Here is a 25563-nt window from a genome sequence, read left to right as displayed (position 1 = left end):
TTGCTGACGCAAAGCTCCGCTAACGCTGCGCGACATGAAACGCATTTTTGCCTGTGCAACGTCCCTACCCCCTAATCTACAGTTTTAGCTGTGTCGGTCTAGTAGTAAACTGACATATCTAATATGGTGCGTTACGACAGATTGTTAAATCCCTTTCACAGTCTAAATTTTAGCCGTAAATACGCACCCTACTAGACCGTTTCAAAATAGTGCATTAGATTTGTCATTGCGTTTCGCTCCGCGACATGAAAAGCGCAGCTTTGCGATAGCAAACGACAGTGTTTGCGAAGCAGTCCGTAAGGATAGCAATCTCCAGACACTTTTCTATTGCACCATTTAAGATGAAACAATCCACTACTGGACTACTGGAGTCAGACTAAAATTTTCAGAAAAAAAACCTAACCCCCCAACCCCCTTCCCTACCAGGGAAGGGGGAGAATATTTCTCCCCTCTCCTTGTAGGAGAGGGGTCGGGGAAGAGGTATTAATTTGCTCAAATTTACCCACACAAATAGACTCGCTTTTGATAGACAAAAACAGCTTAACTATAAGTTATAGATAAATAAACATTTTTCCACCTTATGAACTGCCCAAATTATCCACAAAATTTTGATGTTCTACTGTAGCTAACCCCAGTTGTACTACTTCAATAACTTTCATTAAATTTCCTGTTAATAAAGCAGTTTTATCTAACCATAACCCTGGAAAAATTTCACTATAAGTTATGCCTTATGAATTAGGTTGAAGCTGAATATATTCCCCTGATTTTAACCGAAACCAATCAATTTCTCCATCCTCAACTCGCCAAACTAAATACTCTTGAACTTGATTACGACGATAAACTTTTAGCTTATCATTTACATCAAGAGAAACACTACTAGCAGCAATTTATACTATTAATTCTGGCGCTCCTTCCACATACCCATCCTCACTAATAATTGACTGCCCACCATTTTCAATTCTGAGCAAAGCATCTGGTTGAGGTTCATTATCTCCATCCAAACGAACAGTAGAATTATCTCCAAGTTCTATACCTGGAGTTGCTGACCAATAAATGCCCAACCAAGTCATAATTCGTGCATGAGGATTACCATGTTTTGTAATTCGTAAAGGAGAAGCCATATAAACTATTCCCTCAATTAATTCTGCTTTTTTTATATTTGACTTGCTGTAACGATTTTCAAATTCTATTCTAGTTAGGCGATCGCCATTTTCTAGGGTAGGAATTGTTGACATTAATACTCTATTTTTCAATTTACTTGTCATAATTTTCGCCTCATCGCCTTATAAATTACATTTTAATAAATTTTAAATACTTGGCTCCAACGCCAAACTAAATACTCTTGAACTTGATTTTGACAATAAACTTTGACAGGACTTACGCTCCAAGCGCCATATCTAGTAGGGGCATCTATGGGAATCGCCCCTACAGATGGCGTATAATTCCATATTTTGCGTAAGTCCTGTTTGAGCTGATCATCCACATCAAGAGAAACACTACTCACAGCAATTTCCAGAATTAATTCTGGCGCTCCTTCCACATCATCCTATTCCTCTTCTCCTAATTCTGCAATGATATCCAACCAATACTCATTAGCCAATTTGAGCAAAGTTTCTTTGATTTGCTGGTGTGACTCTGGAATTTGCTCTAATAAAGAAATGACTTCCTGAGAGTTACAGCTAATAGCTGCTATGTGGAGTTCAGAGCAAAAATCTTTACCCATAAAACTTAAGATTTCTGGAGATAAACTAGATATTGGTAAAGTCGAGTCTGTAGGAGTAGAGGAAATATTACAAGAACTTTGGGAAAAACCAGGATTTTTGGTCAGGTCGTGAGGAGCAAATATTAGTATTTCCCGTAGCGATCGCTTTACCTGATAACTATTTAATTCATGATGAAAATATTTTTGTAGGTATTCTTGAGGCACATGAGCGGCAATATTTTCTGGATAAATTCCCCTGGCAGCAGTTTCTAGAGCATTAGTATCTATGTCAGTGGCAAAAATTTTCACATTGAGAGATTTACTCGTTTGCAGTATAGCTTCATTAACCAGTATTGCCATTGAATAAGCTTCTTCTCCAGTTGCACAAGCACAGACCCAAATACACAGTTGTTTTTCTTCCTGTTGAATCCTATTTACGATTTGGGGAAAAATTTCTGTCTTTAAATATTCCCATGCTGGAGGGTCTCGCCAAAATGAGGTAGCACCGATCAGCAAATCTTGGCAAAGTATTTTTTGTTCCTCTGAAGAATTTGTCAGGTAATGAATATAATTTTCTAGCTTTCCGTATCGTGACAGAGCGCAGCGATGAATAATGCGACGGCTGAGAGTAGAAGTTTTGTAATAAGAAAAATCTATTTCCTGAGTTCTGTAGAGGATACTTAATATTTCTTGTAGTTCTTCAGGGATAACTAATGATAATTCTCCTTTTTGATTCTCTTGAGAGAATAATGGATTTCTTCCCCACTCCACAATCTGATACACAAATTGAGCAAGTTCTCTTGGAGATAAGATTTCCTCAACTAACTCCGAGGAAATGGCATTAGTAGACACATTCGTAAAGTTGCCTGTTTCTGAAGCTTGGGCTAGGGATATGCCATTAGCTTTGTTAATGGCTCTCAACCCTTCTTGGCCATCATTCTGATTACCTGCAATGAGAATAGCAACAACTTGCTCTCCCCATTCTTGAGCTAGGGACTTGAAAAAGCTATTGATGGGGGTGTCAGACTCTGGAGGATTGTCTAGTAAACGTAGAATGCAATTTTCTAGCTGTAGATATTTGTCTTCTGTGGCTGCCAGAACATAGAAACTATTGGAGAGAATAACTGTCTCATTTTCTATTGTATAGACTTTTGAGGGAGTTTTTTCTTCTAGGAGTTGAGTCAATCGAATGATGAAATTAGGAGATTGAGTGTGGAGTAATATTATAAATGCAGCATTTATCTTGTCCGGCAGATTAAGAAAAAATTCTTCTAACTGCTGAAAATTATCTGTAAATATTGCTATACCGACTACAAATAACTTTTTTTCCGGCTGTAGTTTCATTCTTTTAGTTTGGATTTTTTGGTGGGTTTTCTCGTTCTTAGATGGCTTTATTGAATGAAACTAGCGATCGCCAAGAAAGTTTTACAGGAGGTGCAAACTATAATTTTACTTTGGGGTTTGCTGAAAAAATCACAAAACGAATGACTTGTGTAGTTTTTAAATGTTTCTACTCTTTTCCTATCACTTATAAACTGTTTGTCAAATAAGTATTAAGAAATTAAATAGGGCTTGCTGGTTAAATCTAAAAGCATTGACATTCTAATGGTAAAAGCATTTTTAGGTTGCCAAAAGTAATATATTTTTGCCTGATAAGGCTCAAAAAGTTAGTATTTTAGGTAAGAGTTGGACAGAAAAATCAAGGGATAATTTTTCCGAGTACCTCCTCTCTTACCGAATTATTAATTATTAATTGTTAATTAAATAATTGTGGTTTAAAGCCTCCCCTTGGATAGGGGAAAAAAGCGGTCCTTGGATGGCGAGGTTTCCTCGCTTGCCTCCAATCTCCCCTTGAGAAGAAATGATATTTCCCAATCTTCAATTCCGTAACGGTTTTAACCTTCTTGTAATTATCAATTATCCATTATCAATTATCAATTAATGAATCCCTATTCCTCTTGACTCTTCACTACTCCTGTACGGGCGATTCGCATAGATGCCCCTACTCCCTACTCCCTACCTCAACCATGCATACTTCCATAAGCAAACCCTAAATAGTGACTAAAATCTAAAAGCACTAAGACTTTAAACAATTGAAATCTGGTAAATATAGAGATGTTTGGTACATATCTTTCTAGATTTAAAACAGACAAATATTTGTCAATATTTATTCCTCCTAATTCCTAATTCTCAATTCTCAATTCCCTGTCTCCTCTAAAAAATTAATCGTATATTCAGCTTCAAATTCAGAGCATATCCAAATAAATACCCAATTTTTAGTGTACTTTAGCAGAAAAGATGCACAATTTCTGATTTAGAATTTAGAATTTAGAATTACACAGGACTTACGCAAAATCTTGAATTATACCCTATCTGTAGGGGTGATTCCCATAGATGCCCCTGCTAGATGTGGTGGTTATGCGCAAGTCCTGTTACAGAGGTTTTCATTTGAACCAATCCTCTTCTTAAAAATAAGAGGTAATTAGAGCTAGCTGAAACTATCTAAAAGGATTGATATATAAAGACTTTAGCATTTTTTTTGTCGAAGAAAATGCGCCTGTTTCAGGCTGAAACGCTCCAAAAGTTAGTATTTTAGGCAAGAGTTAAGCAGAACAATCTTGGGACAATTCTTACCGAATAATTAATAATTATTAATTATTAATTAAATAATTCAGCTTTACCAGCCTCCCCTTGGATAGGGGAAAAAAGCGGTCGGAAAGCGGAGCATTCCGAAGGATGGGATGGCGAGGTCTCCTCGCTTGCCTCCAATCTCTCAAGAGAGAAGAAACAGTATTTCCTTGTATTTAATTCCGTAACGGTTTCAACCTTCTTGTAATTATCCATTATCCATTATCCATTATCCATTATCCATTAATGAATCCTACCTCCCCTAACTCCTAACTCCTAACTCCTGTCTCCTGTCTCCTGTCTCCTGACTCCTGCCAATTTAGTATCAAAATATTAAAGTCTGTTGCATTTTCTTTACATACCCTGACAAAATCAACTACGAGACCTAAGTCCGTGATACCATCCCAATTTGTATATAGAAAAAAGATTAAGGAGAAGACCTTTGACTTTAAGGGTTGCTGTTGTTGGTTCTGGTCCAGCGGGTTCCTCTGCTGCCGAGACCTTAGTAAAAGCAGGCATTGAAACTTATTTATTTGAACGTAAACTAGATAACGCCAAACCTTGCGGTGGAGCTATTCCCCTCTGCATGGTTAGTGAATTTGAGCTACCACCAGAAATTATCGATCGCCGGGTGAGAAAAATGAAAATGATATCTCCCTCCAATGTTGAGGTAGATATCCATATAGAAAAACAAGATGAATATATAGGTATGTGCCGTCGGGAAGTATTAGACGGCTTCCTCAGAGACCGAGCAGCTTCCCTAGGAGCTAACCTAATTAATGGCACAGTTTATAAACTGGATCTTCCTACTAATGATAGAGACCCCTACACTATCCATTACTCTGACCATTCAGAAGGAGATATTCAAGGAACAGCCAAAACCTTAAAAGTGGATTTAGTTATTGGAGCTGATGGGGCAAACTCCCGTGTAGCTAAAGCTATTGATGCAGGAGATTATAATTACGCGATCGCCTTCCAAGAGCGTATTCGTCTCCCTGACCATCTCATGGCATATTATGAAGACCTAGCAGAAATGTATGTGGGAGATGATGTTTCCCCAGACTTCTACGCTTGGGTCTTCCCCAAATATGACCACGTTGCTGTAGGTACTGGCACAATGAAACCTAACCAGGCCAGAATTAAACAGTTACAAGCAGGTATTCGCGCTCGTGCAGCTAAACGCCTCGAAGGTGGGGAAATTATCAAGGTAGAAGCTCACCCCATTCCCGAACATCCTCGCCCCCATCGGGTTCGTGGTAGAGTTGCTCTAGTAGGAGATGCTGCGGGTACTGTTACTAAGTCTTCTGGTGAAGGTATCTATTTTGCAGCTAAGTCTGCTCGGATGTGTGCTGAAACTATTGTTGAGACTTCTAATAATGGTGCTATTGTCCCGACTGAAGCAGATTTGAAACTTTATCTGAAGCGGTGGGATAAGAAATATGGCATGACTTATAAAGTATTGGATATTTTACAGACAGTATTCTATCGTTCTGATGCTACTCGCGAGGCATTTGTAGAAATGTGTGCTGACCGGGATGTACAGAAATTAACTTTTGATAGTTATTTGTACAAAACTGTCGTACCTGCTAATCCTTTAGTTCAAATGAAGATTACTGCTAAAACTATTGGTAGTATGCTCCGGGGTCATGCTTTAGCTCCTTAATTAGCTATCAGCTTTTAGCATTCAGCTATTAGCTTTAATTCTGTAGGTGGTTTGCTCTCCAAACTCCCTACAGTTAATTAAATTAATCAGGACTTACGCAAAGCTACTATATATAGAGTTCAAAAACTATAACGTTATGGTTTTTAACGCTATATATATGGTCTGGTGCGTAAGTCATATTAATCTTAAAATCCTGTATATAGTAGGATTTTACCATATTTAACACTCCTCTCAAGAAGTCCCGCGCTGTAATTTTCAATTCAGTGTCGAAAGCCAGAATATGATATATTATTATCAAAACAGGGGTAGAGCATCATCTCTGTATAAACAGCAGCCAAATTTTTCAGGCTGAAGAATCCCTCGTTTTCGCGTAGGCGCAACGTCGGGAGTATATCAAATAAAAAGCATTCTTAACTGCTAATGCTTTTTTTGTAAGCTCTGTAAGCTAGAGGTTATAGCAGTCAAAGCAGAGGTTAAGATATATAATCAGAGATTACTTCTGACTTCTGACTTCTGACTTCTGACTTGTAGCCATAAATGGGGCTGTGGCTCAGATGGATAGAGCAAGCGCCTCCTGAAATATCGGGCACCATGTGAGGAAACTCCGTGAGTGAATGTGGTCAAACTCAAGGAAGCCTAAGTCTTTTATACAGATAAGGTAATCTTGAGCCAAGCTTTACCTGATTATGGGTAAAGAAGGTGCAGAGACTAGAGTTTTAAGGAGTAATTAAAATTATCCTTAAGCGTTAGGCCACCACCTAAAGCTATGAGAGCTATGGTGAAGGGATAGTCCAGAGAGTGGGGAAACTCACACAAATCTGAAGCGCTAGGTCGCGCGTTCGAATCGCGCCAGTCCCGTAAATTAAGTCAAAAGTTAAAAATTAAAAGTTAAAAGTTTGATTGTGTTTGATTACAAATTAGACTTTTCGGTGGTGGTGCATTTTCATTAATGGATAATGGATAATGGATAATGGATAATTACAAGAAGGTTGAAACCGTTCGGGAATTGAATACAAGGAAATACTATTTCTTCTCTCTTGGGAGATTGGAGGCAAGCGAGGAGACCCGCTCTTGACAGAGCCGCTGCCTCTTACAGAGGAGCTGCGAAGTGCGCAATTCAAGTCGCTCCGCGAAACGCCATCCCATTCTAAGCTCATGCTCCGCTTTCCGACCGCTCTCTTGGTCGATTAGATATGGCGAGGAGACCTCGCCATCCCTCGACCGCTTTTTTCCCCTTGAAAGGGGAGGCTGGTAAAGCTGAATTATTTAATTAATAATTAATAATTACCAATTATTCGGTAATGGTGGTTTATTGTAATTATTTTGGTCAAGGGTACAGTGGGAGCATCTTGCTTCTTTACCGAAAAATTGGGTTTAAAGCCTCGCCAAGGCGCGGGCGACTTTCTATAGTATGCTAATAATGAGATTAGTTATGTACCCGCCAAGTCTCATAAATACTCTAGAAAAGAAGATGTTTGTCGAAACTTCTTAACCTTCAGAGCTGAACTTGGGAAGCTTTCAGGTCAATGAGGAGCCAAAAAGAGAAGGCACAGATAAGCATCTATAAGAATTCTTGCTCTTGTTGCGGGAGGGCATTCCGAGACTCTAAATGGACTTGGAGGCAACTGTAAGACTACCTTGACGGTAGCAGCAGCCGGTGATATGTCAACTCGCCGAGTATCTAGGGCTCGGTAGGAATTCCTCTGCCTAAAGGCAGGGGAGGATGTCAATAAGCATTTTTGATCCCCATCTACCATGTGATTTCTGAAACTAGACTGTTATTTTTTTTGACCGAAAAATTGGGTCTGAAGCCTTGCTCTTCTAGAGCAACTTTTTGATTGATTAAGTAGGAAGACATAATCTATAGTATTGTTGTCGCGGGTGGCCAATCCGAAACATTAAACAGACCAGGAGGGAAGCGTTAGACTACTGCCAAGGTAGCAGCACCCTGTGAAGCGCTAACCCGCCGAAGAGTTACTACTCAGTAGGAATTCCTGTGCCTTTAGGGTGGGGAGGATGTCACATCTCAAATGTAAATAGTATGATATTATCTCTATTTCCTACTCCGGATGGTAGATAATACTTTCTGAATATTGATATTGAAACTCTTTCCATCTGTAAAACTACAGATGGTTTTTTATTTTTAAAGATATGGTTTTGAGGGTAGTTTCTAGTAAAAAATTATATAAAGCATTGAATATGTCTCGAATTTCCTGGTTTTTAGTAGGATTTTTAGTGACTTTTTGGATTAGTTACCAGCAATTTGCAGGTAGTATTGAACCTCCTCAAGCTTTATTGGTACTTGGTGGGGCCATAGAAAGAGAAGTATTTGCTGCAGAATTTGCCCGCCAACATCCTCATCTAGATATTTGGGTATCTTCTGGCACGAACCCAGAATATGCAGAGTGGTTATTCTCCCAGGCTGGGATATCACAAACCCGTTTACATTTGGACTATGATGCTGTAGATACTGTAACTAATTTTACTACAATAGTGGATAAACTAGAATCCCAAGGTATTACAAGCGTTTATTTAGTTACCTCCGATGACCATATGCGTCGTGCTGCAGTTATCGGCCAAATTATTTTGGGTAGTAGGGGTATTACTTTTAAACCCCTACCAGTTCCCTCTGGGCGATCGCCAGAACCTATCGAAAAAGTGATTCGAGATGGAATTAGAGGAATTGTTTGGTTAACTACTGGTTATACGGGAGCCAATTTGCCCCATCAATTATCCCCTTGAATTTCTACAGGTTCTTGGATTAAAACAAAAGGCTCTACTATCAAAGCATTAAACTTTTTGGTATCGTTACTATTCCAAATCGACAATTGTTCTGCTGAAGGTTTATAAATAAGTTCTTGGTTCATCCAGTCTTGGACAGAAGATGTATTATCAGAAGCGATCGCTTCTCCGACATCTAGCAAATCTAATTTTTGGTCTATAATTACTACAACATCACGTTTAACATGAGGTACTAACCAATTCCATTCAGCCACATCGAAATTTTCAGCCAATCGTTCTCTAATATTAATATCTTCCATTTTCTTTCTAACTAAATTTACTAACTAAATTTATTAAATAAGCACTCAGCACTCAGTAGAATTTTAAATTCTAAATTCTAAATTCTGAATTCTAGTTAACGTCCTAAATCGTGCATTTTGTTAATTATATCTGCACATTTCTGGCTGATTAATTCTAACTCTTCTTTTTTAGTTGATTCAGGAGGAGGTATAATCTCTCCTATTCTGACAGTTATTGGTACATAATTAGCCATCAAACCTTGACGCTTGACTGCATGAGTACCCCAAATACAAACTGGTAATAATGGTACTTTTGCCTTTGCCGCGATTAAAGCAGCACCCAACTTTGGTTCTGTAATTCTACCATCAGGAGTCCGAGTTCCCTGTAGAAAGATACCCGCAGCCCATCCTTCTGCTAAACTATTCATAGCGGAACGAATAGCACTTCGATCTGCCGATCCTCTTTTTACAGGATAAGCACCATATAGGTTAATTATCTGTTTCAAAATTGGCACATCAAATAATTCCTCCTTTGCCATATAAGCAACTGGTCTTCTGACAGAAACAGATAAAATTGGAGGGTCTAGATCGCTAGCATGGTTACTAACTATGACTAAAGGTCCCTGTTGTGGAACATTTTCGACCCCATAAATATTACTCCGAAAATAAAAACGAAGTATAGGAACTATTAATGACCATTTTAATAAGCGATAAAGAACTAAATTCTTAACTGGTTCACGATTTCTAGCCACAGGATTTTACATTATTAATTTTAAGTAAGTTATTTCACAATATAGCCTATAGCATTTTTTGGTACAGTTGTGCAGAAAATATTTGCATAATTTAGGGTAGACCTAACCGGGAATTGTGAACAGGAATAATAATTTTACACTTTATTATCTATTGGAGGATTTTTGACAAATCTTACACAGATTACTGTATCAGTTTTTCGATCTTGATGCTAAAAAAACTAATTCATTTCAAAGGTACAAAATCTACCTGTTGTACAAAATTTTGACCTTGGTTTGACACAGCAAATACCAGAAATTTTTTTACTACTAAACTTGTTTTGCTTGGTACTGCTAAAAATATGTGGCGAGTGAGGGGATAATTATAATTATTGATAGTAGCTCGATTGACGACAGGTGAAATTCCGTTAATTGGTACAATTCTAACTGTAGTTTGATTTTTGGCCTGAGCTATTGTGGTATAGCTAATTCCATTAGTTTTCAACTCTCGTAAAATTGGAGTTGTAACATCTCTTTTATATGTAATAAAGTTGGCACTATCTGGAGCAAAAGATTCTCCTAACAAGACAAAATCTTGGAATAAATTGTAGATGCCACTTTTGGGATAACGATTGATAACTTTAATCCGTAAATCAACACCGCCAACTTCTGACCAATTAGTAATTTTTCCCTGATAAATATCTTTTAGTTGGTCTAATGTTAAGCCTCCTGTGTAGGGATTATTGATTCCTACTACTATCGCCAAAGCATCTTTAGCAATAGGATATTAATTTTATATTTGCCGGAGCTTCTTCTGGTTGTAATGGGCGAGATATTGCTGCTATTTGTACCTGATTTGTCAGTAAATTTTTGATGCCTTGATTAGAACCATTTGGCATACCTTCAGGTACTCCATAAGTGACAGGAATATTAGGATATTTTTGTTCATAAGCATTTTCTAGTAGCTTGATTAACTTAACCATTGTCACACTACCATCTATTGCTAATACATTAGGATTTGGTAGAGAAGCATCTAGGTTAGAAACTATTTGATTAGCTTCTTTCAGCAAACTTAGTTTTCCTGTTGGATTATTAACTATCTTAATTATTAGTATTCTGTAGTTTATTTTGATTTAATAAAAACCAATACCCTCCTCCACTTAATAGAATAAAAACAATTGCTGGTGGTCCGCTACTTTTAGTCATAATTATTTGGCTTAGATTCATATTAAGGTGGGTATTGTAATTTAAATATGGCAAAATTATGTGCTGTATAGCGAATGCTGACCTGTAAATTATAAATTTTTACTCTTTTTCAAGTATTAAATCATAAACATTCAGTCGTCACCCATCAGCTAATCCTAAATAAAAAAAATGGTTACATAATTAATCTGTTAATTCTGAAGTATTTCCTCAAAATCAACACTACCCACCTTATACCATTTCGACCTGATGTTGCGCTTAATAAAAGATAACAGCTATTAGTAAAATTCAGGTTTGAGTAAGAATTATTAAGCGCATTGTTACAGAGAAATGGTATTACAGCTATTTACCGAAAAATCAAGGTTGAAAGCCTCTCATTTCAAGGATAAAAAAAGAAAAAATCCCTTTTAACCAATCCTATCTGTTTGAAGAAGAGGTAATTATTAACTAGCTATTAGCTGGAGCGCATTTAGCTGGAGCGCTCTTCAATTCGAGGGTTTAAGTCCCCCACTATATTTAAAAAAATTAGTGGTGCGCTTTTTTGGGGGTTTGAATCCCCCATTATACACCAAGAATAAGCTGACTGCTGAAGGCCGCAGTTACGACCCAGGAGGCTAGCTGAGTGCTGAGTGCTACTTCAATTATTAATTATTAATTGTTAATTATTAATTATTGAACTATTTGCTCCAAATTACTCACATTTACCAATTTTAAATCTGGACAAGTTCGTTTAATCAAACCTGTAAGAACCTTTCCTGGACCTATTTCTATAACTTTTTCTATTCCTTCTTTTTCTATCTCTATAGATGTTTCACGCCATCGCACACCATTTGTCATTTGTTGATAAAGACGAAGTTTTATTGTCTCTGCATCTTGAGAAGCAATAGGTTCAAAATTGGAAATTATTGGTACTTTAGCATCAGCAAATTCTACAGATTTTAATATTTGTTGAAATTCCCTAGATGCAGACTCCATTAAAGGAGAATGAAATGCTCCAGAAACATTTAATTTAACTGCACGTTTAGTCTTAATTTTTCCAAGTAAAATTTCTACTGCTTCTGGTGTACCAGATATCACAACTTGAGCAGAATTATTATCATTTGCCAAAACTACACCAGGGGTTTGCTGAAGTTCTTCCTCAAGCTGTTTTCGGTCAAATCCCATTAAAGCTGCCATCTTTCCATCTGTGACATTATTCATTAGTTCAGAACGTTTTTTAACTAATTTTAATCCTGTCTCAAAATCAAATACTCCAGCAACATAGAGAGCAACATATTCTCCTAAACTATGACCTGCAACTAAATTTGGTTGAAAAGAATGAGCAAACATTTCATCTGCTAATATACTTTCCACTACATACAAACAAGGTTGAGTATAGAGAGTTTGAGATAATTTTTCTTCTTCACTTTGGCAAATTTCCGTTACAGACCAACCTAAAATTTCGTTTGCTTGCTCAAATTTTGCTTTGGCAGAAGGTAAATCTAATAAACCTATTCCCATACCAACTTTTTGAGAACCTTGTCCTGGAAACACCCATGCTGTTTTTGTCATTTTGATATTATAAATTTAACTATGCAAAGATTTGTTTTTAACCCCTAAATTTACATCATAATTTATATATACTAACGCTCGGAAAAAATACTCAAAAAATACTAGAATAAAGAAGATTAAAAATTTATACTTCTGAAGTAGTGGCAATTCATTAATTGCCACTAAAATCCTATTTGCTACCTGTATCTATCCTTCCTTATTTCCATTTAACTAGCTATCAGCTTTTCCTTACGAAATGCTCCGTAAACAGCATTTAGCTGTCAGCTAAAAATTCGAGGGTTTAAGTCCCCCACACTTATTTGGAAAAGCAGGTGTTGCGTGTTAATGGGGATTTAAATATCTTATTATATACCTTGAGAAGCTAATAACGCAGTTTCTCTGTAAGAAGCTTGTTAATAGCTGAGTACTGACTGCTACTTCAATTATGGTAGAACAAAAGTTTTAAGCTTATTTTGCTGAAAGTTTTATTCTCAAACTCCATAAATATTGGAGTTTGGAAAAAGTTGTACAGAGGATATTAATTTTGAATTTTCACTTTTGACTTAAATCAATACCGCTCCACTCAAAAATTACCGCCCCCCAAGTTAATCCAGCTCCAAAACCAGAGGCAGCAATAATATCCCCTGATTTAACCTTACCTTTTCTAACAGCTTCATCTAAAGCTAGAGGTATAGAAGCTGCAGAAGTATTGCCATAATTACTAAGATTACTAATAACTTTTTCCGAGGGAATTTTCAGTCTATTAGCAACAGCATCAATTATTCTTTGGTTAGCTTGATGTAATAACAACCAGTCAATTTTATCCACACCAATATCAGCTCTAAACAGAGTTTTTTCTATCACTTCTGGTACTTTTTGTACGGCAAAACGATAGACTTCTTTACCATTCATACTTATTGGTTGATAAGTACCTTGACTAACAGTTACTCCCTCAATTATTTCCTTTGCTTGGGGTTGGTAAGAAAGATTTAAACAGCCATTTTGACTACCATCACTGCGAAGTTCAAAACCCAGGAGGCGATCGCTTTCTGAAGCTTGCAAAATCACTGCACCTGCTCCATCTCCAAATAAAACACAGGTGGTTCGGTCTTCCCAGTCTACCCAACGTGAGAGAATATCTGCCCCAATTAATAAGACATTTTGATAAACTCCATTACGGATAAACTGCGCTCCTGTAACTAGGCCAAATACAAAACCAGAACAAGCTGCAGTCAGGTCAAAGGCGACTGCTTTTGTAGCCCCCAACTCCCCTTGAATTTGACTAGCAGTGCCAAATAAATCATCTGGACTAGATGTAGCCAGAATAATCAGGTAAATATCTGCAGGAGTAATATTTGCTTGGTCAAGAGCTGCTAGAGACGCTTGAGTTGCGAGGCTACATAATGATTCTGTTGTATCTGCCAGTTGTCGCTTACTAATCCCAGTACGAGAACTGATCCATTCGTCAGAAGTCTCTACTATTTGGGATAATTTTTGATTATCTAGAGATACTTTTGGTGTGGCGGAACCGCTTCCGGTTATGGAAATACCTATATTTGTCATCTGTCAGTTTTTAATTATTACTTGTTTTCTAGTATTACTTACTGCTTTTCATCAATCTTTCCTGAATCTATACCTTAGTACTGCAAATTTTCTTGTTTTGTTTACCCTCACGACTTATAAAAGCTTGTTTAAAACAGCAAAATTATTAGCAATATCCTAACAAGGAAAACTACAGAGTCAAGTTTACTAAATAATCATTATAACTTATATAAGTAGGAGTAAATAGGAAAAATTAAATATCAGATTACTGTCAGAAGTAATTTTTCCAAAATCATTCTTAATTCTAACTCCTGAATTCTGCTAATTTCAAGTTCACTTGACTCTTTACCGGGTACTTAGCTTTTCTCAAATCAATGATGTAGACAATTTTTTAATTTTAGGTAACAGGGAAGATGTAACATATAAAGGGAAAAAAATACAGTATCTCATTAATATGAGAACCGCTATATCTTAAGAAATAAACTGAATAAAATTGAAACAGTTGAATTCTAAATCCTCGTCTTTTTCAATTGAATAATGAAAAGTCAAAAATTATGCAAAAATGGTTTTGCTTTTGAGTCAAGCTTTTGATGGTTGCCAGAAATCAGGTAATCGCTATAACAGAAGCACTACTGATTACTAACTATTGACTTTTTACTTTCTGGTAAATACTTAGAATTAATTCGTTCCAGCACTCTATTTTCAACAGCTTCTTTTGCTGAACGAACCGCATTATATATAGCTGGTGCTTTAGAAGAACCATGACTAATAATACAAATTCCTCCTACTCCTAATAATAATCCCCCTCCATGTTCTACATGGTCTATTCTTTGTTTCATACGTTTTAAATTAGGTCGTAATATTGCAGTACCTATTTTCCCACTCAGACCAGGTGTCAATTCTTCCCTCATCATTTGCAGTACAGCATCACCCACTGCCTCCGCAAACTTTAATAACACATTACCTGCAAAACCATCACAAACTATTACATCAAATTCACCAGATAAAACATCACGACCTTCTGCATTACCGATAAATTTGATTTGACTATTTTCTTGCAATATTTGGTGAGTTCGTACTGCCAAATCATTTCCTTTTGATGGCTCTTCCCCAATATTAAGTAGTCCCACTTTTGGGTCGGAAGTCCTCAAAACATATTCACTATAAATTGTCCCCATCACTGCAAACTGCTCTAAATATTTGGGGCGACAGTCCACATTCGCTCCCACATCCAGAATCAGGACTGGTTTTTTCTTAATCATAGTAGGTAAAACTGCCCCAATTGCAGGGCGATCTATTCCTGGTATTCTTCCCAGACGCAGCAAAGCGGAAGCCATTGCAGCTCCTGAATGACCTGCGGAAACTACAGCATCTGCTTCTTTCTCCTTTACTAAGTTCATAGCTACATTAATAGATGCCTTGGACTTGCGCCTAATGGCAGTCAAAGGTTCTTCGTGCATTTCTACTATGTCCTCAGCAGGAACTATTTCTGGCAGAGGTTGGTTTGATTTGTGATGTATACAGGCTTTAATTTGCTGAGGGTCGCCAACTAGCAATACTTTGACACCATAAGCTTCTTGGGCTTTGAGTGCTCCCTCAACAATTTCTGATGGGGCATGGTCCCCACCCATAGCGTCGATTGCGATTCGTGTAGGTATTATTCCCATTTATCAAAATTTAGAAAAACCTTCAAGATTTTATCAGTTAATTGAGCATTTATTGACTTTTCACTTGAGAAAAATTGCTGGATAGTAAATTAGTTTCATATTACATTAAGCTAATTCATAAAAGCAAAAAAATATTCTCCTCCAAGCTATAAAGTGTGTAATATCATGTCCGGTTGAATACTTATAAATAAACGACGGAGGAGTCAGGAGTCAAGAGTCAGGAGTCAGGAGGGAAGAAAGAAGCAAGAAAGAATAAAGAGGAGGAAAAGGAGAAAGTTTTTTTTATCACTAATTATCCGGACATGATATAACTTGGCAAGTTGATTTACATGACTTATATTACTTTTATTTTTTGACTTAGTAACTATCAATGTCAGGATTCAGGTATCAGTAGGTAGCTTTTTCTAGATCGTAATGCACTAACAGCTTTTTAATTTCTGAGGAAGATTAGCTAATCTGTTTTGATAGTAACTTTTAATTTTTGCTCAATCTTTCAATTTTACTTCCTCTTTCAAAGATAGTAAATTAATAGCTGACAGCTAAAAGCTAATGGCTGTTTCCCTGCGCGATATAAATTGGCAGCATTCCGCAGGAAATGTTTACATATCAATTTATTTGATTAGCTGCTTCTTGCAATTTTTCCACTATTTTTTGGTTTTTTTGGCTCCGACTACCATACAATCTAGCTGTAAAAACTTTGATAATTTCTAAGATATCTCGATCTAAATCTTCTTCTTCTGTGGATTCAGAACAGTGATTAATAATCACAATTTCTGTGCCAAAAATCTCACAAATGGTAAATATTAGTTCAGCGCCAAATCTTAGCAAACGGTCTTTATTCGTTAATACTAAACGCTCTACTTTTTCTGAGCAGATCATTTTGATTAACCTTACCAGTCCTCTTTTTCTGTAATTTATTCCTGAACCTAAATCTCGAATGATTTCTACTAGCCAGCCCTGATTATTACAGTAGGCTTCTAATACCATGATTTGTTTATCTAAATTGGCTGTTTGCTCAGAATTGGAAATACAGGCATAACCAATGGTTTTACGTTCTCCAGCTCTAAGTCCAAGAAGAGTTGCTACATCATATCGGCGATGTCCATTTTTGGTTCTTTCTGACTGGATTTTGCCTTCACGTTCCCATCTTCTCAGGGTACTTTCTGCTACTCCTAGCAATTCAGCAGCCTTTCCTATAGAAATTTTGCTCATTTTCTATGATTAGGATATTTGGTAAGCAATTTTAGCAAATAACCAGTAAGTTTTTGTAAGTATCTTAGAATTCTTTTTTTTGACAAGTATTATAAAAATTAATATTTTTATGCGTAACTATAAATTTAATATATTTAAACTTTAAGGCTTAACTATTGCGCAATAGTAATGAATATATTTTCTATTTTTGATAAAACAATTAAATTAGCTTCTGATTGACACTCCACGGGATAAATCCGCGTGGATTCTTAAGGGTCACAAATTTTACGGGCTAAAGCCACGTCAAATTTTACCCTTAATGGCATAGCCAAAGATGCCTCTAGTCTGTCCGGGGTAAACCCATTCAGGTTGCTTTTGACTCCAATATTTGCAGCCCCATTACANGAAGTCAAAGATTGGAATGGAGGTCAAGCCCTCGGTCTGTTAGTGTGTCTTAGCTCCATACATTACTGCACTTCCACTTAACACCTATCAACGGGTCGTCTTCCCGTGACCTTACCTACCTAACGTAGTGAGAGCACTCATCTTGAGGTGGGCTTCCCACTTAGATGCTTTCAGCGGTTATCCGCTCCGCACTTGGCTACCCTGCGTCTACCGTTGGCACGATAACAGGTACACCAGCGGTGCGTTCCTCCCGGTCCTCTCGTACTAGGGAGAAATCCTCTCAATGCTCTTGCGCCTACACCGGATATGGACCGAACTGTCTCACGACGTTCTGAACCCAGCTCACGTACCGCTTTAATGGGCGAACAGCCCAACCCTTGGGACGTACTTCCGCCCCAGGTTGCGATGAGCCGACATCGAGGTGCCAAACCTCCCCGTCGATGTGAACTCTTGGGGGAGATCAGCCTGTTATCCCTAGAGTAACTTTTATCCGTTGAGCGACGGCCTTTCCACGCAGTACCGTCGGATCACTAAGGCCTAGTTTCCTACCTGCTTGAGTTGTCTCTCTTGCAGTCAAGCTCCCTTGTGCCTTTACACTCTCCGGCTGATTTCCAACCAGCCTGAGGGAACCTTTGCGCGCCTCCGTTACCTTTTAGGAGGCGACCGCCCCAGTCAAACTGCCCCCCTGAAACTGTCTTTAGGCCGGATACGGCTCTAAGTTAGAATTCTAGCCTCTCTAGAGTGGTATCTCACCGATGGCTCCTAGACCCCCACAAGGGACTATTCACAGCCTCCCACCTATCCTGCGCAAGAGAAGCCCGAACCCAATTCCAGGCTACAGTAAAGCTTCATAGGGTCTTTCTGTCCGGGTGCAGGTAGTCCGTATCTTCACAGACATTTCTATTTCGCCGAGTCTCTCTCCGAGACAGCTCCCAGATCGTTACGCCTTTCGTGCGGGTCGGAACTTACCCGACAAGGAATTTCGCTACCTTAGGACCGTTATAGTTACGGCCGCCGTTCACCGGGGCTTCGGTCGCTAGCTTCACTTTCGCTGACCAACTTCCTTAACCTTCCGGCACTGGGCAGGCGTCAGCCCCCATACATCGTCTTTCGACTTAGCGGAGACCTGTGTTTTTGGTAAACAGTCGCCTGGGACTCTTCACTGCGACCAGCTTTCACTGGTACCCCTTCTCCCGAAGTTACGGGGCCATTTTGCCGAGTTCCTTAGAGAGAGTTATCTCGCGCCCCTGAGTATTCTCAACCACCCTACCTGTGTCGGTTTCGGGTACAGGCATTATTGGCTTATGGTGTTTAGAGCTTTTCTAGGAAGCTTGACAGATACTACTTCGCACCCGTGGGTGCTCGGACTCACGCCTCAGCTTGGAACGTTTTCTCCGCTCCGCAACACCTCGAACGCTTACACCGGTAACCATCTTCCGGCTAGCTCACGCCTTCTCCGTCCCTCTGCACCAACCAATAACAGTACGGGAATTTTCACCCGTTGTCCATCGACTACGCCTTTTGGCCTCGCCTTAGGTCCTGACTCACCCTCCGCGGACGAGCCGTCCGGAGGAACCCTTAGGGTTTCGGGGTATGTGATTCTCACACATATTTTCGCTACTCAAGCCGACATTCTCACTTCCGTTTCGTCCACAACTGCTCTCGCTACTGCTTCGTACTACTACGGAACGCTCCCCTACCAATACTATTAGTATTCCACAGCTTCGGTATACCACTTAGCCCCGTTCATTTTCGGCGCCAGAGTCCTTGACCAGTGAGCTATTACGCACTCTTTCAAGGGTGGCTGCTTCTAAGCCAACCTCCTGGTTGTCTATGCACTCCAACCTCCTTTCTCACTTAGTGGTAATTTGGGGACCTTAGCTGGTGGTCTGGGCTGTTTCCCTTTCGACGATGAAGCTTATCCCCCACCGTCTGACTGGTAAGATTACCATCTGGTATTCAGAGTTTGTCTCGATTTGGTACCGCTCTCGCAGCCCGCACCGAAACAGTGCTTTACCCCCAGACTTTTACTCTTACCGCTGTGCCTCAACACATTTCGGGGAGAACCAGCTAGCTCCGGGTTCGATTGGCATTTCACCCCTAACCACACCTCATCCGCTCCTTTTTCAACAGAAGTCGGTTCGGACCTCCACTTGGTGTTACCCAAGCTTCATCCTGGACATGGTTAGATCACCCGGGTTCGGGTCTATAAACTGTGACTATCGCCCTGTTCAGACTCGCTTTCGCTTTGGCTTCGACCTTAAGGGTCTTAACCTGCCACAGCCTATAACTCGCCGGCTCATGCTTCAACAGGCACACGGTCACTCGTTTAATCGAGCTCCCATTGCTTGTAAGCTGACGGTTTCATGCTCTATTTCACTCCCCTCCCGGGGTTCTTTTCACCTTTCCCTCGCGGTACTGGTTCACTATCGGTCACACAGGAGTATTTAGCCTTACGAGGTGGTCCTCGCTGATTCACACGGGATTTCACGTGCCCCATGCTACTCGGGATACAACCGGAACTGAATTGGGTTTTTGACTACAGGACTTTCACCTTCTCTGGTGCAGTATTTCGCTGCTTCGTCTAACTTCATTCAACTCCTGATGGTTGTCCCACTACCCCATCTGTAATAACAGATGGTTTAGGCTTCTTCCCTTTCGCTCACCGCTACATAGGAAATCGCGCGTTGCTTTCTTTTCCTCCAGCTACTAAGATGTTTCAGTTGGCTGGGTTAGCTCGTGCGGGCTTATATATTCAGCCCGTCGTTTCTGGGTTGCCCCATTCGGACATCTCCGGCTCAATGCTTGCTTCCAGCTCCCCGGAGCTTTTCGTAGGTAACCACGTCCTTCTTCGCCTCTGTGTGCCTAGGTATCCACCGTCAGCCCTTGATAACTTGACCACTTGAATTTCTACCTGACTAGATTTTAATTTTGTTAGGTTTTACCTAACCTCTGGTTCAGTTACTTTGACTTCTTTTGACTATGCAGTTTTCAAGGTTCTTACTGGACTTTTAGATGACCAGCAGCATGACTTGATTTATTCAGGTCTTGTTGCTGAGTTCTGTGGTTTTCCTCCTACCTGGAGGTAAGCGGACTCGAACCGCTGACTCCTGCCTTGCAAAGGCAGTGCTCTACCAACTGAGCTATACCCCCTTATTTTCGGTTAGGTGGGCCATTCTGGACTTGAACCAGAGACCTCACCCTTATCAGGGGTGCGCTCTAACCATCTGAGCTAATAGCCCGTGAACCGAACCTAACCTCTAGTTTGAAAGCTTAACTTGACTTTTTTTCCTTGCTCGACCAGGGTTCTCCAATCACAACACATATACTTTTTCTGTGTTGAGTTGGTTGGTCTCCCTAAAAAGGAGGTGATCCAGCCACACCTTCCGGTACGGCTACCTTGTTACGACTTCACCCCAGTCATCAGCCCTACCTTCGGCATCCCCCTCCCATAAAGGGTTAGAGTAATGACTTCGGGCGTGGCCAACTTCCATGGTGTGACGGGCGGTGTGTACAAGGCCCGGGAACGGATTCACCGCAGTATGCTGACCTGCGATTACTAGCGATTCCTCCTTCATGCAGGCGAGTTGCAGCCTGCAATCTGAACTGAGGCTGGGTTTTGGGGATTGGCTTCCCCTCGCGGGTTCGCTACCCTCTGTCCCAACCATTGTAGTACGTGTGTAGCCCAGGACGTAAGGGGCATGCTGACTTGACGTCATCCCCACCTTCCTCCGGTTTGTCACCGGCAGTCCCTTCAGAGTGCCCAACTTAATGATGGCAACTAAAGACGAGGGTTGCGCTCGTTGCGGGACTTAACCCAACATCTCACGACACGAGCTGACGACAGCCATGCACCACCTGTGTTCGCGCTCCCGAAGGCACTCTCAGCTTTCACCGAGATTCGCGACATGTCAAGCCCTGGTAAGGTTCTTCGCGTTGCATCGAATTAAACCACATACTCCACCGCTTGTGCGGGCCCCCGTCAATTCCTTTGAGTTTCACACTTGCGTGCGTACTCCCCAGGCGGGATACTTAACGCGTTAGCTACGGCACTGCCTGGGTCGATACAGGCAACACCTAGTATCCATCGTTTACGGCTAGGACTACTGGGGTATCTAATCCCATTCGCTCCCCTAGCTTTCGTCCCTGAGTGTCAGTTTCGGTCTAGCAAAGCGCTTTCGCCACCGATGTTCTTCCCGATATCTACGCATTTCACCGCTACACCGGGAATTCCCTTTGCCCCTACCGAACTCTAGCTTTGTAGTTTCCACTGCCTGACCAGAGTTGAGCCCTGGGTTTTGACAGCAGACTTACATGGCCACCTGCGGACGCTTTACGCCCAATCATTCCGGATAACGCTTGCCTCCTCCGTATTACCGCGGCTGCTGGCACGGAGTTAGCCGAGGCTGATTCCTTTGGTACCGTCAGAACTTCTTCCCAAAGAAAAGGGGTTTACAACCCTAGAGCCTTCCTCCCCCACGCGGTCTTGCTCCGTCAGGCTTTCGCCCATTGCGGAAAATTCCCCACTGCTGCCTCCCGTAGGAGTCTGGGCCGTGTCTCAGTCCCAGTGTGGCTGCTCATCCTCTCAGACCAGCTACTGATCGTTGCCTTGGTAAGCTTTTACCCCACCAACTAGCTAATCAGACGCGAGCTCATCTCCAGGCAAAAAATTTTCACCTTTCGGCATATTGGGTATTAGCAGTCGTTTAGACCTGAAGGCAGATTCTCACGCGTTACTCACCCGTCCGCCACTAGCTCCGAAGAGCCCGTTCGACTTGCATGTGTTAAGCAGACCGCCAGCGTTCATCCTGAGCCAGGATCAAACTCTCCATGATGTTTGTTTGACTCTTTGTTTTTTTTCTCTTTGTCTATTGACTTAGAGATGTTTTTTATGTATCTTAGGACTCAGAAGTATATTTCTTTGTCCTAAATAATTTACTTATAACAAGGACTTTAGAAGTAGTGCTGTTAAACTTTCAAACTATTGAGTTGTCTAGGTTCAGGCGCTTGGTTTGAGATTCGTTTGTGTTCGTTTCTCTCTCCGGCACATTTATTAATCTAGCAACTCTACCTTGATGTGTCAACCCCTTTTCTACATTTTTTTCTCAAAACAGGATTTTCAGGTTGGTAGGTAACGTCTATATGTATTACCTAGTAAGGTTTTGATGAATTAGAAATTTATAAAAAAAAAATTGGCAGCCAGAAAAATCATTCAACAAGATGTCCCTTTTTTATTTAAGGTTTTGGATATATATTTTTAGACCCTTATGCTCCATAGGGTATTCTGATTAGAGACGATTATGAGATTCCGAAGACTTACGAGTTAGGTTTTCTTCTTTATATATAGAACCTAACTACAATGACGAAACTCTTTCGACTCTTATAGTTACTTCACAGACTTTATTTAACTGTTATTTATCTTAGCTTGGCCAGCTTATGTATACGATCAAATTGCTAGTAGAAGCGTAATATTAACTGGCATTCATCCTGACGTTCCCTTTAAAGGATATGCCAAGTATTCTGCCAACGTTTTGATAAAATTAACTAACTGAAGCTAAATCAAATGTCCATAGCCTTAATTTTCAACCCACAGGAGGAGAAATATTGCAAATACTCCTAAGTTTGTCTCGAATGATCGATCGCTTGAATGAGCTAATTGGACGTTTGACTTACTGGTTAGTTATACTAATGGTCTTAGTTGGTGTTTGGAATGTGATTGGACGCTATCTGGGTAGGAGCATTGGTCAAAATTTAACTTCCAACGCTTTTATAGAAATTCAGTGGTATATTTTTGACCTGGTTTTTCTCCTAGGTGGAGCTTATTCTCTAAAACATAATGAACACGTCCGTGTGGACATTTTTTATACTAATTGGAGTCCGAAAAGAAAAGCTCTGGTTAACCTAATTGGTACAATATTGTTTTTAATCCCTTTCAGCATTATTGTAGTGATAGTTTCCTGGGGTGCTGTTGTAAATTCTTGGGCTATCCTTGAAACTTCTCCTGACCCTGGTGGATTACCCCGTTACCCAATCAAAACAATGATTATAGTTAGCTTCGTATTATTATTTCTTCAAGGAATTTCTGAAGCAATTAAAAATTATTTAGTAGTCTTTGCAGGTAAATCTAAATTATCCCCCCGTCAGGAGTCTAATGAGTCTGAGTTTTGAATCTGAATTTCTTGGTCCATCAATGTTTGCAGGAGCATTGGTTTTACTTTCTTTTGGTTATCCTGTAGCTTTTTCCCTAGGTGGAGTAGCAATAATCTTTGGTTTAATAGGTATTGGTTTAAGAGTTTTTGACCCTATATTTCTGACTGCAATGCCCCAAAGAATTTTTGGTATTATGGCTAACTATACTTTGTTGGCTATACCCTACTTTATTTTTATGGGGGCAATGTTAGAAAAATCTGGCATTGCAGAACAACTGCTGGAAACTATGGGAATATTGTTTGGTCGAGTTAGAGGTGGTTTAGCTCTAGCTGTTGTTATTGTAGGCGCTCTTTTAGCTGCTACTACTGGTGTGGTTGCTGCTACGGTAGTGGCAATGGGGTTAATTTCTTTACCTATTATGTTGCGGTATGGGTATAATAAAGAGTTGGCTACAGGTGTAATTGTGGCATCGGGGACTTTAGGTCAGATTATTCCCCCTAGTGTGGTTTTGGTAGTATTGGCAGACCAACTGGGAATTTCTGTTGGCGACCTGTTTATTGGTTCTATTTTGCCTGGTCTAATGATGGCAGGAACTTTTGCTCTTCATGTTTTGATTGTTTCTTTTATACGACCAGACTTGGCTCCAGCTTTACCACCAGAAGTACGAAATATTGGAGGTAGAAATCTAGGGTTTAGGGTGCTAACAGTAATGATTCCACCATTACTGTTAATTTTATTGGTTCTGGGTAGTATATTTTTTGGTATTGCTACACCGACAGAAGCAGGTGCTGTGGGATGTGTGGGGGCGATCGCTCTTGCTATTGTTAAGGGTAAATTTAGTTGGACTTCCTTAAGAAATGTATGTGATGTGACTCTCCGCACAACTACTATGGTGATGTTTATACTTTTGGGGTCAACTGCTTTTAGTTTGGTTTTTCGGGGAGTGGAAGGCGATCGCTTTATGTTTGATTTACTTTCTAATCTTCCTGGTGGTACGACTGGTTTTTTAGTTGTCAGTATGGCAATAGTTTTTTTTCTTGGTTTTTTTATTGACTTTTTTGAGATTGCTTTTATTGTTGTACCTTTATTTGTACCTGTTGCTCAACAACTTGGTATTGACTTAGTTTGGTATGGTGTGATTTTGGGGGCTAATCTTCAAGCATCTTTTTTAACGCCTCCCTTTGGTTTTGCCCTGTTTTACTTGCGGGGTGTAGCACCTTCAGAAGTTACTACTGGTCAAATATATAGAGGCGCTATTCAGTTTATTCTACTTCAGTTATTGGTTTTAGTGCTGATTATTACTTTTCCTGGCATTGTTAATTTCCTACCCTCATTGAGTGGATAAAGGTTTGATCCAAAAATATTGAGAAATTTTATATAAATTCTTATATAAAATATATACCAACTCTCTAAAACTTTACTAGGTTTAACTTGATTACTAAGTATCTATAAATTAAGAACTAAATCCACCTAAATAATACCATTTATCAAAAACTTTTCTACACTTTCTTGAGTAGGAGAGTGAGGGAGAAGTAAAAACATAAATAATTAACACGCTCCTGGCTAATAATTATCAAAAAGGTTATTCAACCCGTGTTAATTACTTAATAATTAGGGTTTACTGAATAAGTCTTTTACTAAGGGGGAGTTCTCAGAAATCAGGAGTACGGAGTCAGGAGTTAGGGGAGTTATAGAGTAGTTAGTCAGAAGAATAGTCCCTTAATTTTTCTGCCTCGCGTTACCCCAAAATGCTCAGTTTTTCAGCTCATTTAACCGAAAAGCTGGTACTTTTTCCCGATCTAAAATTGCTCAAACCTTTATCCGTCAATGCTTTGATATTTAATCAGCAAACCCTAATTAAAGTTTCACCTAAGTTTAGTATTCTTTCCTCAAATTGGTATAATTTGAGTCTGAGAAAATGCTCCTACATTAGACTACTTGAGTAGTTAAGGGATATCTTGATTTAGCAATAGAGAAATATTAAATATGAGGGTTTTCTCTAATTTCCCACTACCTAATTCTTAGTTCCCTATTTTTGTTATTGAGAGAATGCAAAAAAGTAAAAGTTTTTCTCATGCCTGATAACTAGAGATTTGACAAATACATTTTTTTGAACCAGACTCAGTATAACTTT

General features: G+C 39.6%; 15 protein-coding genes, 2 tRNA genes, 2 rRNA genes and 1 pseudogene. 5 read left to right on the top strand and 15 right to left on the bottom strand.

The features are described from left to right. Nucleotides 1-578: 578 nt before the first annotated feature. The 3 genes and pseudogenes from F6K22_RS01905 to F6K22_RS01895 all read right to left on the bottom strand — a co-directional run bounded on the left by F6K22_RS01905 (nucleotide 579) and on the right by F6K22_RS01895 (nucleotide 3046). Nucleotides 579-1235 (bottom strand): annotated as a pseudogene (locus tag F6K22_RS01905) (Uma2 family endonuclease). Between the two features lie 62 nt (nucleotides 1236-1297). Continuing rightward, a complete protein-coding gene (locus F6K22_RS01900; protein ID WP_293092665.1) occupies nucleotides 1298-1540 on the bottom strand; it encodes a hypothetical protein in 243 nt (80 codons plus the stop codon). A gap of 6 nt (nucleotides 1541-1546) precedes the next feature. After that, nucleotides 1547-3046: a CheR family methyltransferase gene (locus F6K22_RS01895; RefSeq protein ID WP_293092663.1), complete on the bottom strand. Its 1500-nt coding sequence runs from the start codon at nucleotides 3044-3046 to the stop codon at nucleotides 1547-1549. A gap of 41 nt (nucleotides 3047-3087) precedes the next feature. On the opposite strand from F6K22_RS01895, the gene F6K22_RS01890 reads away from it, so the two are divergent. The 3 genes from F6K22_RS01890 to F6K22_RS01880 all read left to right on the top strand — a co-directional run bounded on the left by F6K22_RS01890 (nucleotide 3088) and on the right by F6K22_RS01880 (nucleotide 8735). Then, complete coding sequence (locus F6K22_RS01890) at nucleotides 3088-3252, top strand: hypothetical protein (RefSeq protein WP_293092661.1); 165 nt, start codon at nucleotides 3088-3090, stop codon at nucleotides 3250-3252. Between the two features lie 1520 nt (nucleotides 3253-4772). Beyond that, nucleotides 4773-5993: a geranylgeranyl reductase gene (chlP, locus tag F6K22_RS01885; protein ID WP_293092659.1), complete on the top strand. Its 1221-nt coding sequence runs from the start codon at nucleotides 4773-4775 to the stop codon at nucleotides 5991-5993. 2199 nt (nucleotides 5994-8192) lie between these two features. Beyond that, nucleotides 8193-8735 (top strand): YdcF family protein, encoded by a 543-nt coding sequence (locus F6K22_RS01880; RefSeq protein ID WP_375340127.1) that lies wholly within the window; start codon nucleotides 8193-8195, stop codon nucleotides 8733-8735. On the opposite strand, the gene F6K22_RS01875 is transcribed toward F6K22_RS01880, so the two are convergent. From F6K22_RS01875 to F6K22_RS01820, 12 genes are all read right to left on the bottom strand, one after another. Continuing rightward, nucleotides 8720-9034 carry a DUF2288 domain-containing protein gene (locus F6K22_RS01875; RefSeq protein WP_293092655.1) on the bottom strand — a complete coding sequence of 105 codons (315 nt, stop codon included), beginning with the start codon at nucleotides 9032-9034 and terminating at the stop codon, nucleotides 8720-8722. The genes F6K22_RS01880 and F6K22_RS01875 overlap by 16 nt on opposite strands. Nucleotides 9035-9129: 95 nt before the next feature. Beyond that, entirely contained in the window at nucleotides 9130-9765 is a 636-nt protein-coding gene (locus F6K22_RS01870; protein WP_293092653.1) for a lysophospholipid acyltransferase family protein, read from the bottom strand. A gap of 223 nt (nucleotides 9766-9988) precedes the next feature. Further along, nucleotides 9989-10507, bottom strand: a complete 519-nt coding sequence (locus F6K22_RS01865; RefSeq protein ID WP_293092651.1) for a substrate-binding domain-containing protein — start codon at nucleotides 10505-10507, stop codon at nucleotides 9989-9991. 7 nt (nucleotides 10508-10514) lie between these two features. Continuing rightward, nucleotides 10515-10811: a substrate-binding domain-containing protein gene (locus F6K22_RS01860; RefSeq protein ID WP_293092649.1), complete on the bottom strand. Its 297-nt coding sequence runs from the start codon at nucleotides 10809-10811 to the stop codon at nucleotides 10515-10517. A gap of 802 nt (nucleotides 10812-11613) precedes the next feature. After that, nucleotides 11614-12495 (bottom strand): ACP S-malonyltransferase, encoded by an 882-nt coding sequence (gene fabD / locus F6K22_RS01855; RefSeq protein WP_293092647.1) that lies wholly within the window; start codon nucleotides 12493-12495, stop codon nucleotides 11614-11616. 531 nt (nucleotides 12496-13026) lie between these two features. Next, nucleotides 13027-14037, bottom strand: coding sequence for a beta-ketoacyl-ACP synthase III (locus F6K22_RS01850; RefSeq protein ID WP_293092645.1), 1011 nt, complete (start codon nucleotides 14035-14037; stop codon nucleotides 13027-13029). 608 nt (nucleotides 14038-14645) lie between these two features. After that, complete coding sequence (gene plsX, locus F6K22_RS01845; protein ID WP_293092643.1) at nucleotides 14646-15683, bottom strand: phosphate acyltransferase PlsX; 1038 nt, start codon at nucleotides 15681-15683, stop codon at nucleotides 14646-14648. A 606-nt stretch (nucleotides 15684-16289) separates the two neighbouring features. After that, nucleotides 16290-16895, bottom strand: a complete 606-nt coding sequence (locus tag F6K22_RS01840) for an IS607 family transposase (RefSeq protein ID WP_293092641.1) — start codon at nucleotides 16893-16895, stop codon at nucleotides 16290-16292. Between the two features lie 403 nt (nucleotides 16896-17298). Beyond that, nucleotides 17299-20179 (bottom strand): 23S ribosomal RNA (locus F6K22_RS01835). 180 nt (nucleotides 20180-20359) lie between these two features. Further along, a tRNA-Ala gene (locus F6K22_RS01830) sits at nucleotides 20360-20432 on the bottom strand. A gap of 15 nt (nucleotides 20433-20447) precedes the next feature. After that, nucleotides 20448-20521, bottom strand: a tRNA-Ile gene (locus F6K22_RS01825). Between the two features lie 119 nt (nucleotides 20522-20640). Continuing rightward, nucleotides 20641-22114, bottom strand: a 16S ribosomal RNA gene (locus tag F6K22_RS01820). Together the 16S and 23S rRNA genes with 2 tRNA genes alongside form the textbook arrangement of a ribosomal RNA operon. A 769-nt stretch (nucleotides 22115-22883) precedes the next feature. Here F6K22_RS01820 and F6K22_RS01815 point away from each other — a divergent pair. Both F6K22_RS01815 and F6K22_RS01810 read left to right on the top strand, forming a co-directional pair. Continuing rightward, nucleotides 22884-23447: a TRAP transporter small permease subunit gene (locus F6K22_RS01815; protein ID WP_293092639.1), complete on the top strand. Its 564-nt coding sequence runs from the start codon at nucleotides 22884-22886 to the stop codon at nucleotides 23445-23447. Beyond that, entirely contained in the window at nucleotides 23431-24774 is a 1344-nt protein-coding gene (locus F6K22_RS01810; protein ID WP_293092637.1) for a TRAP transporter large permease, read from the top strand. Before F6K22_RS01815 ends, F6K22_RS01810 begins: the two co-directional genes overlap by 17 nt. The last annotated feature ends 789 nt before the right edge of the window (nucleotides 24775-25563 follow it).

It is taken from the genome of Okeania sp. SIO2F4, from assembly GCF_010672385.1.
Classification (GTDB): domain Bacteria; phylum Cyanobacteriota; class Cyanobacteriia; order Cyanobacteriales; family Microcoleaceae; genus Trichodesmium.
This window is presented reverse-complemented; position numbering and strand designations above follow the sequence as displayed.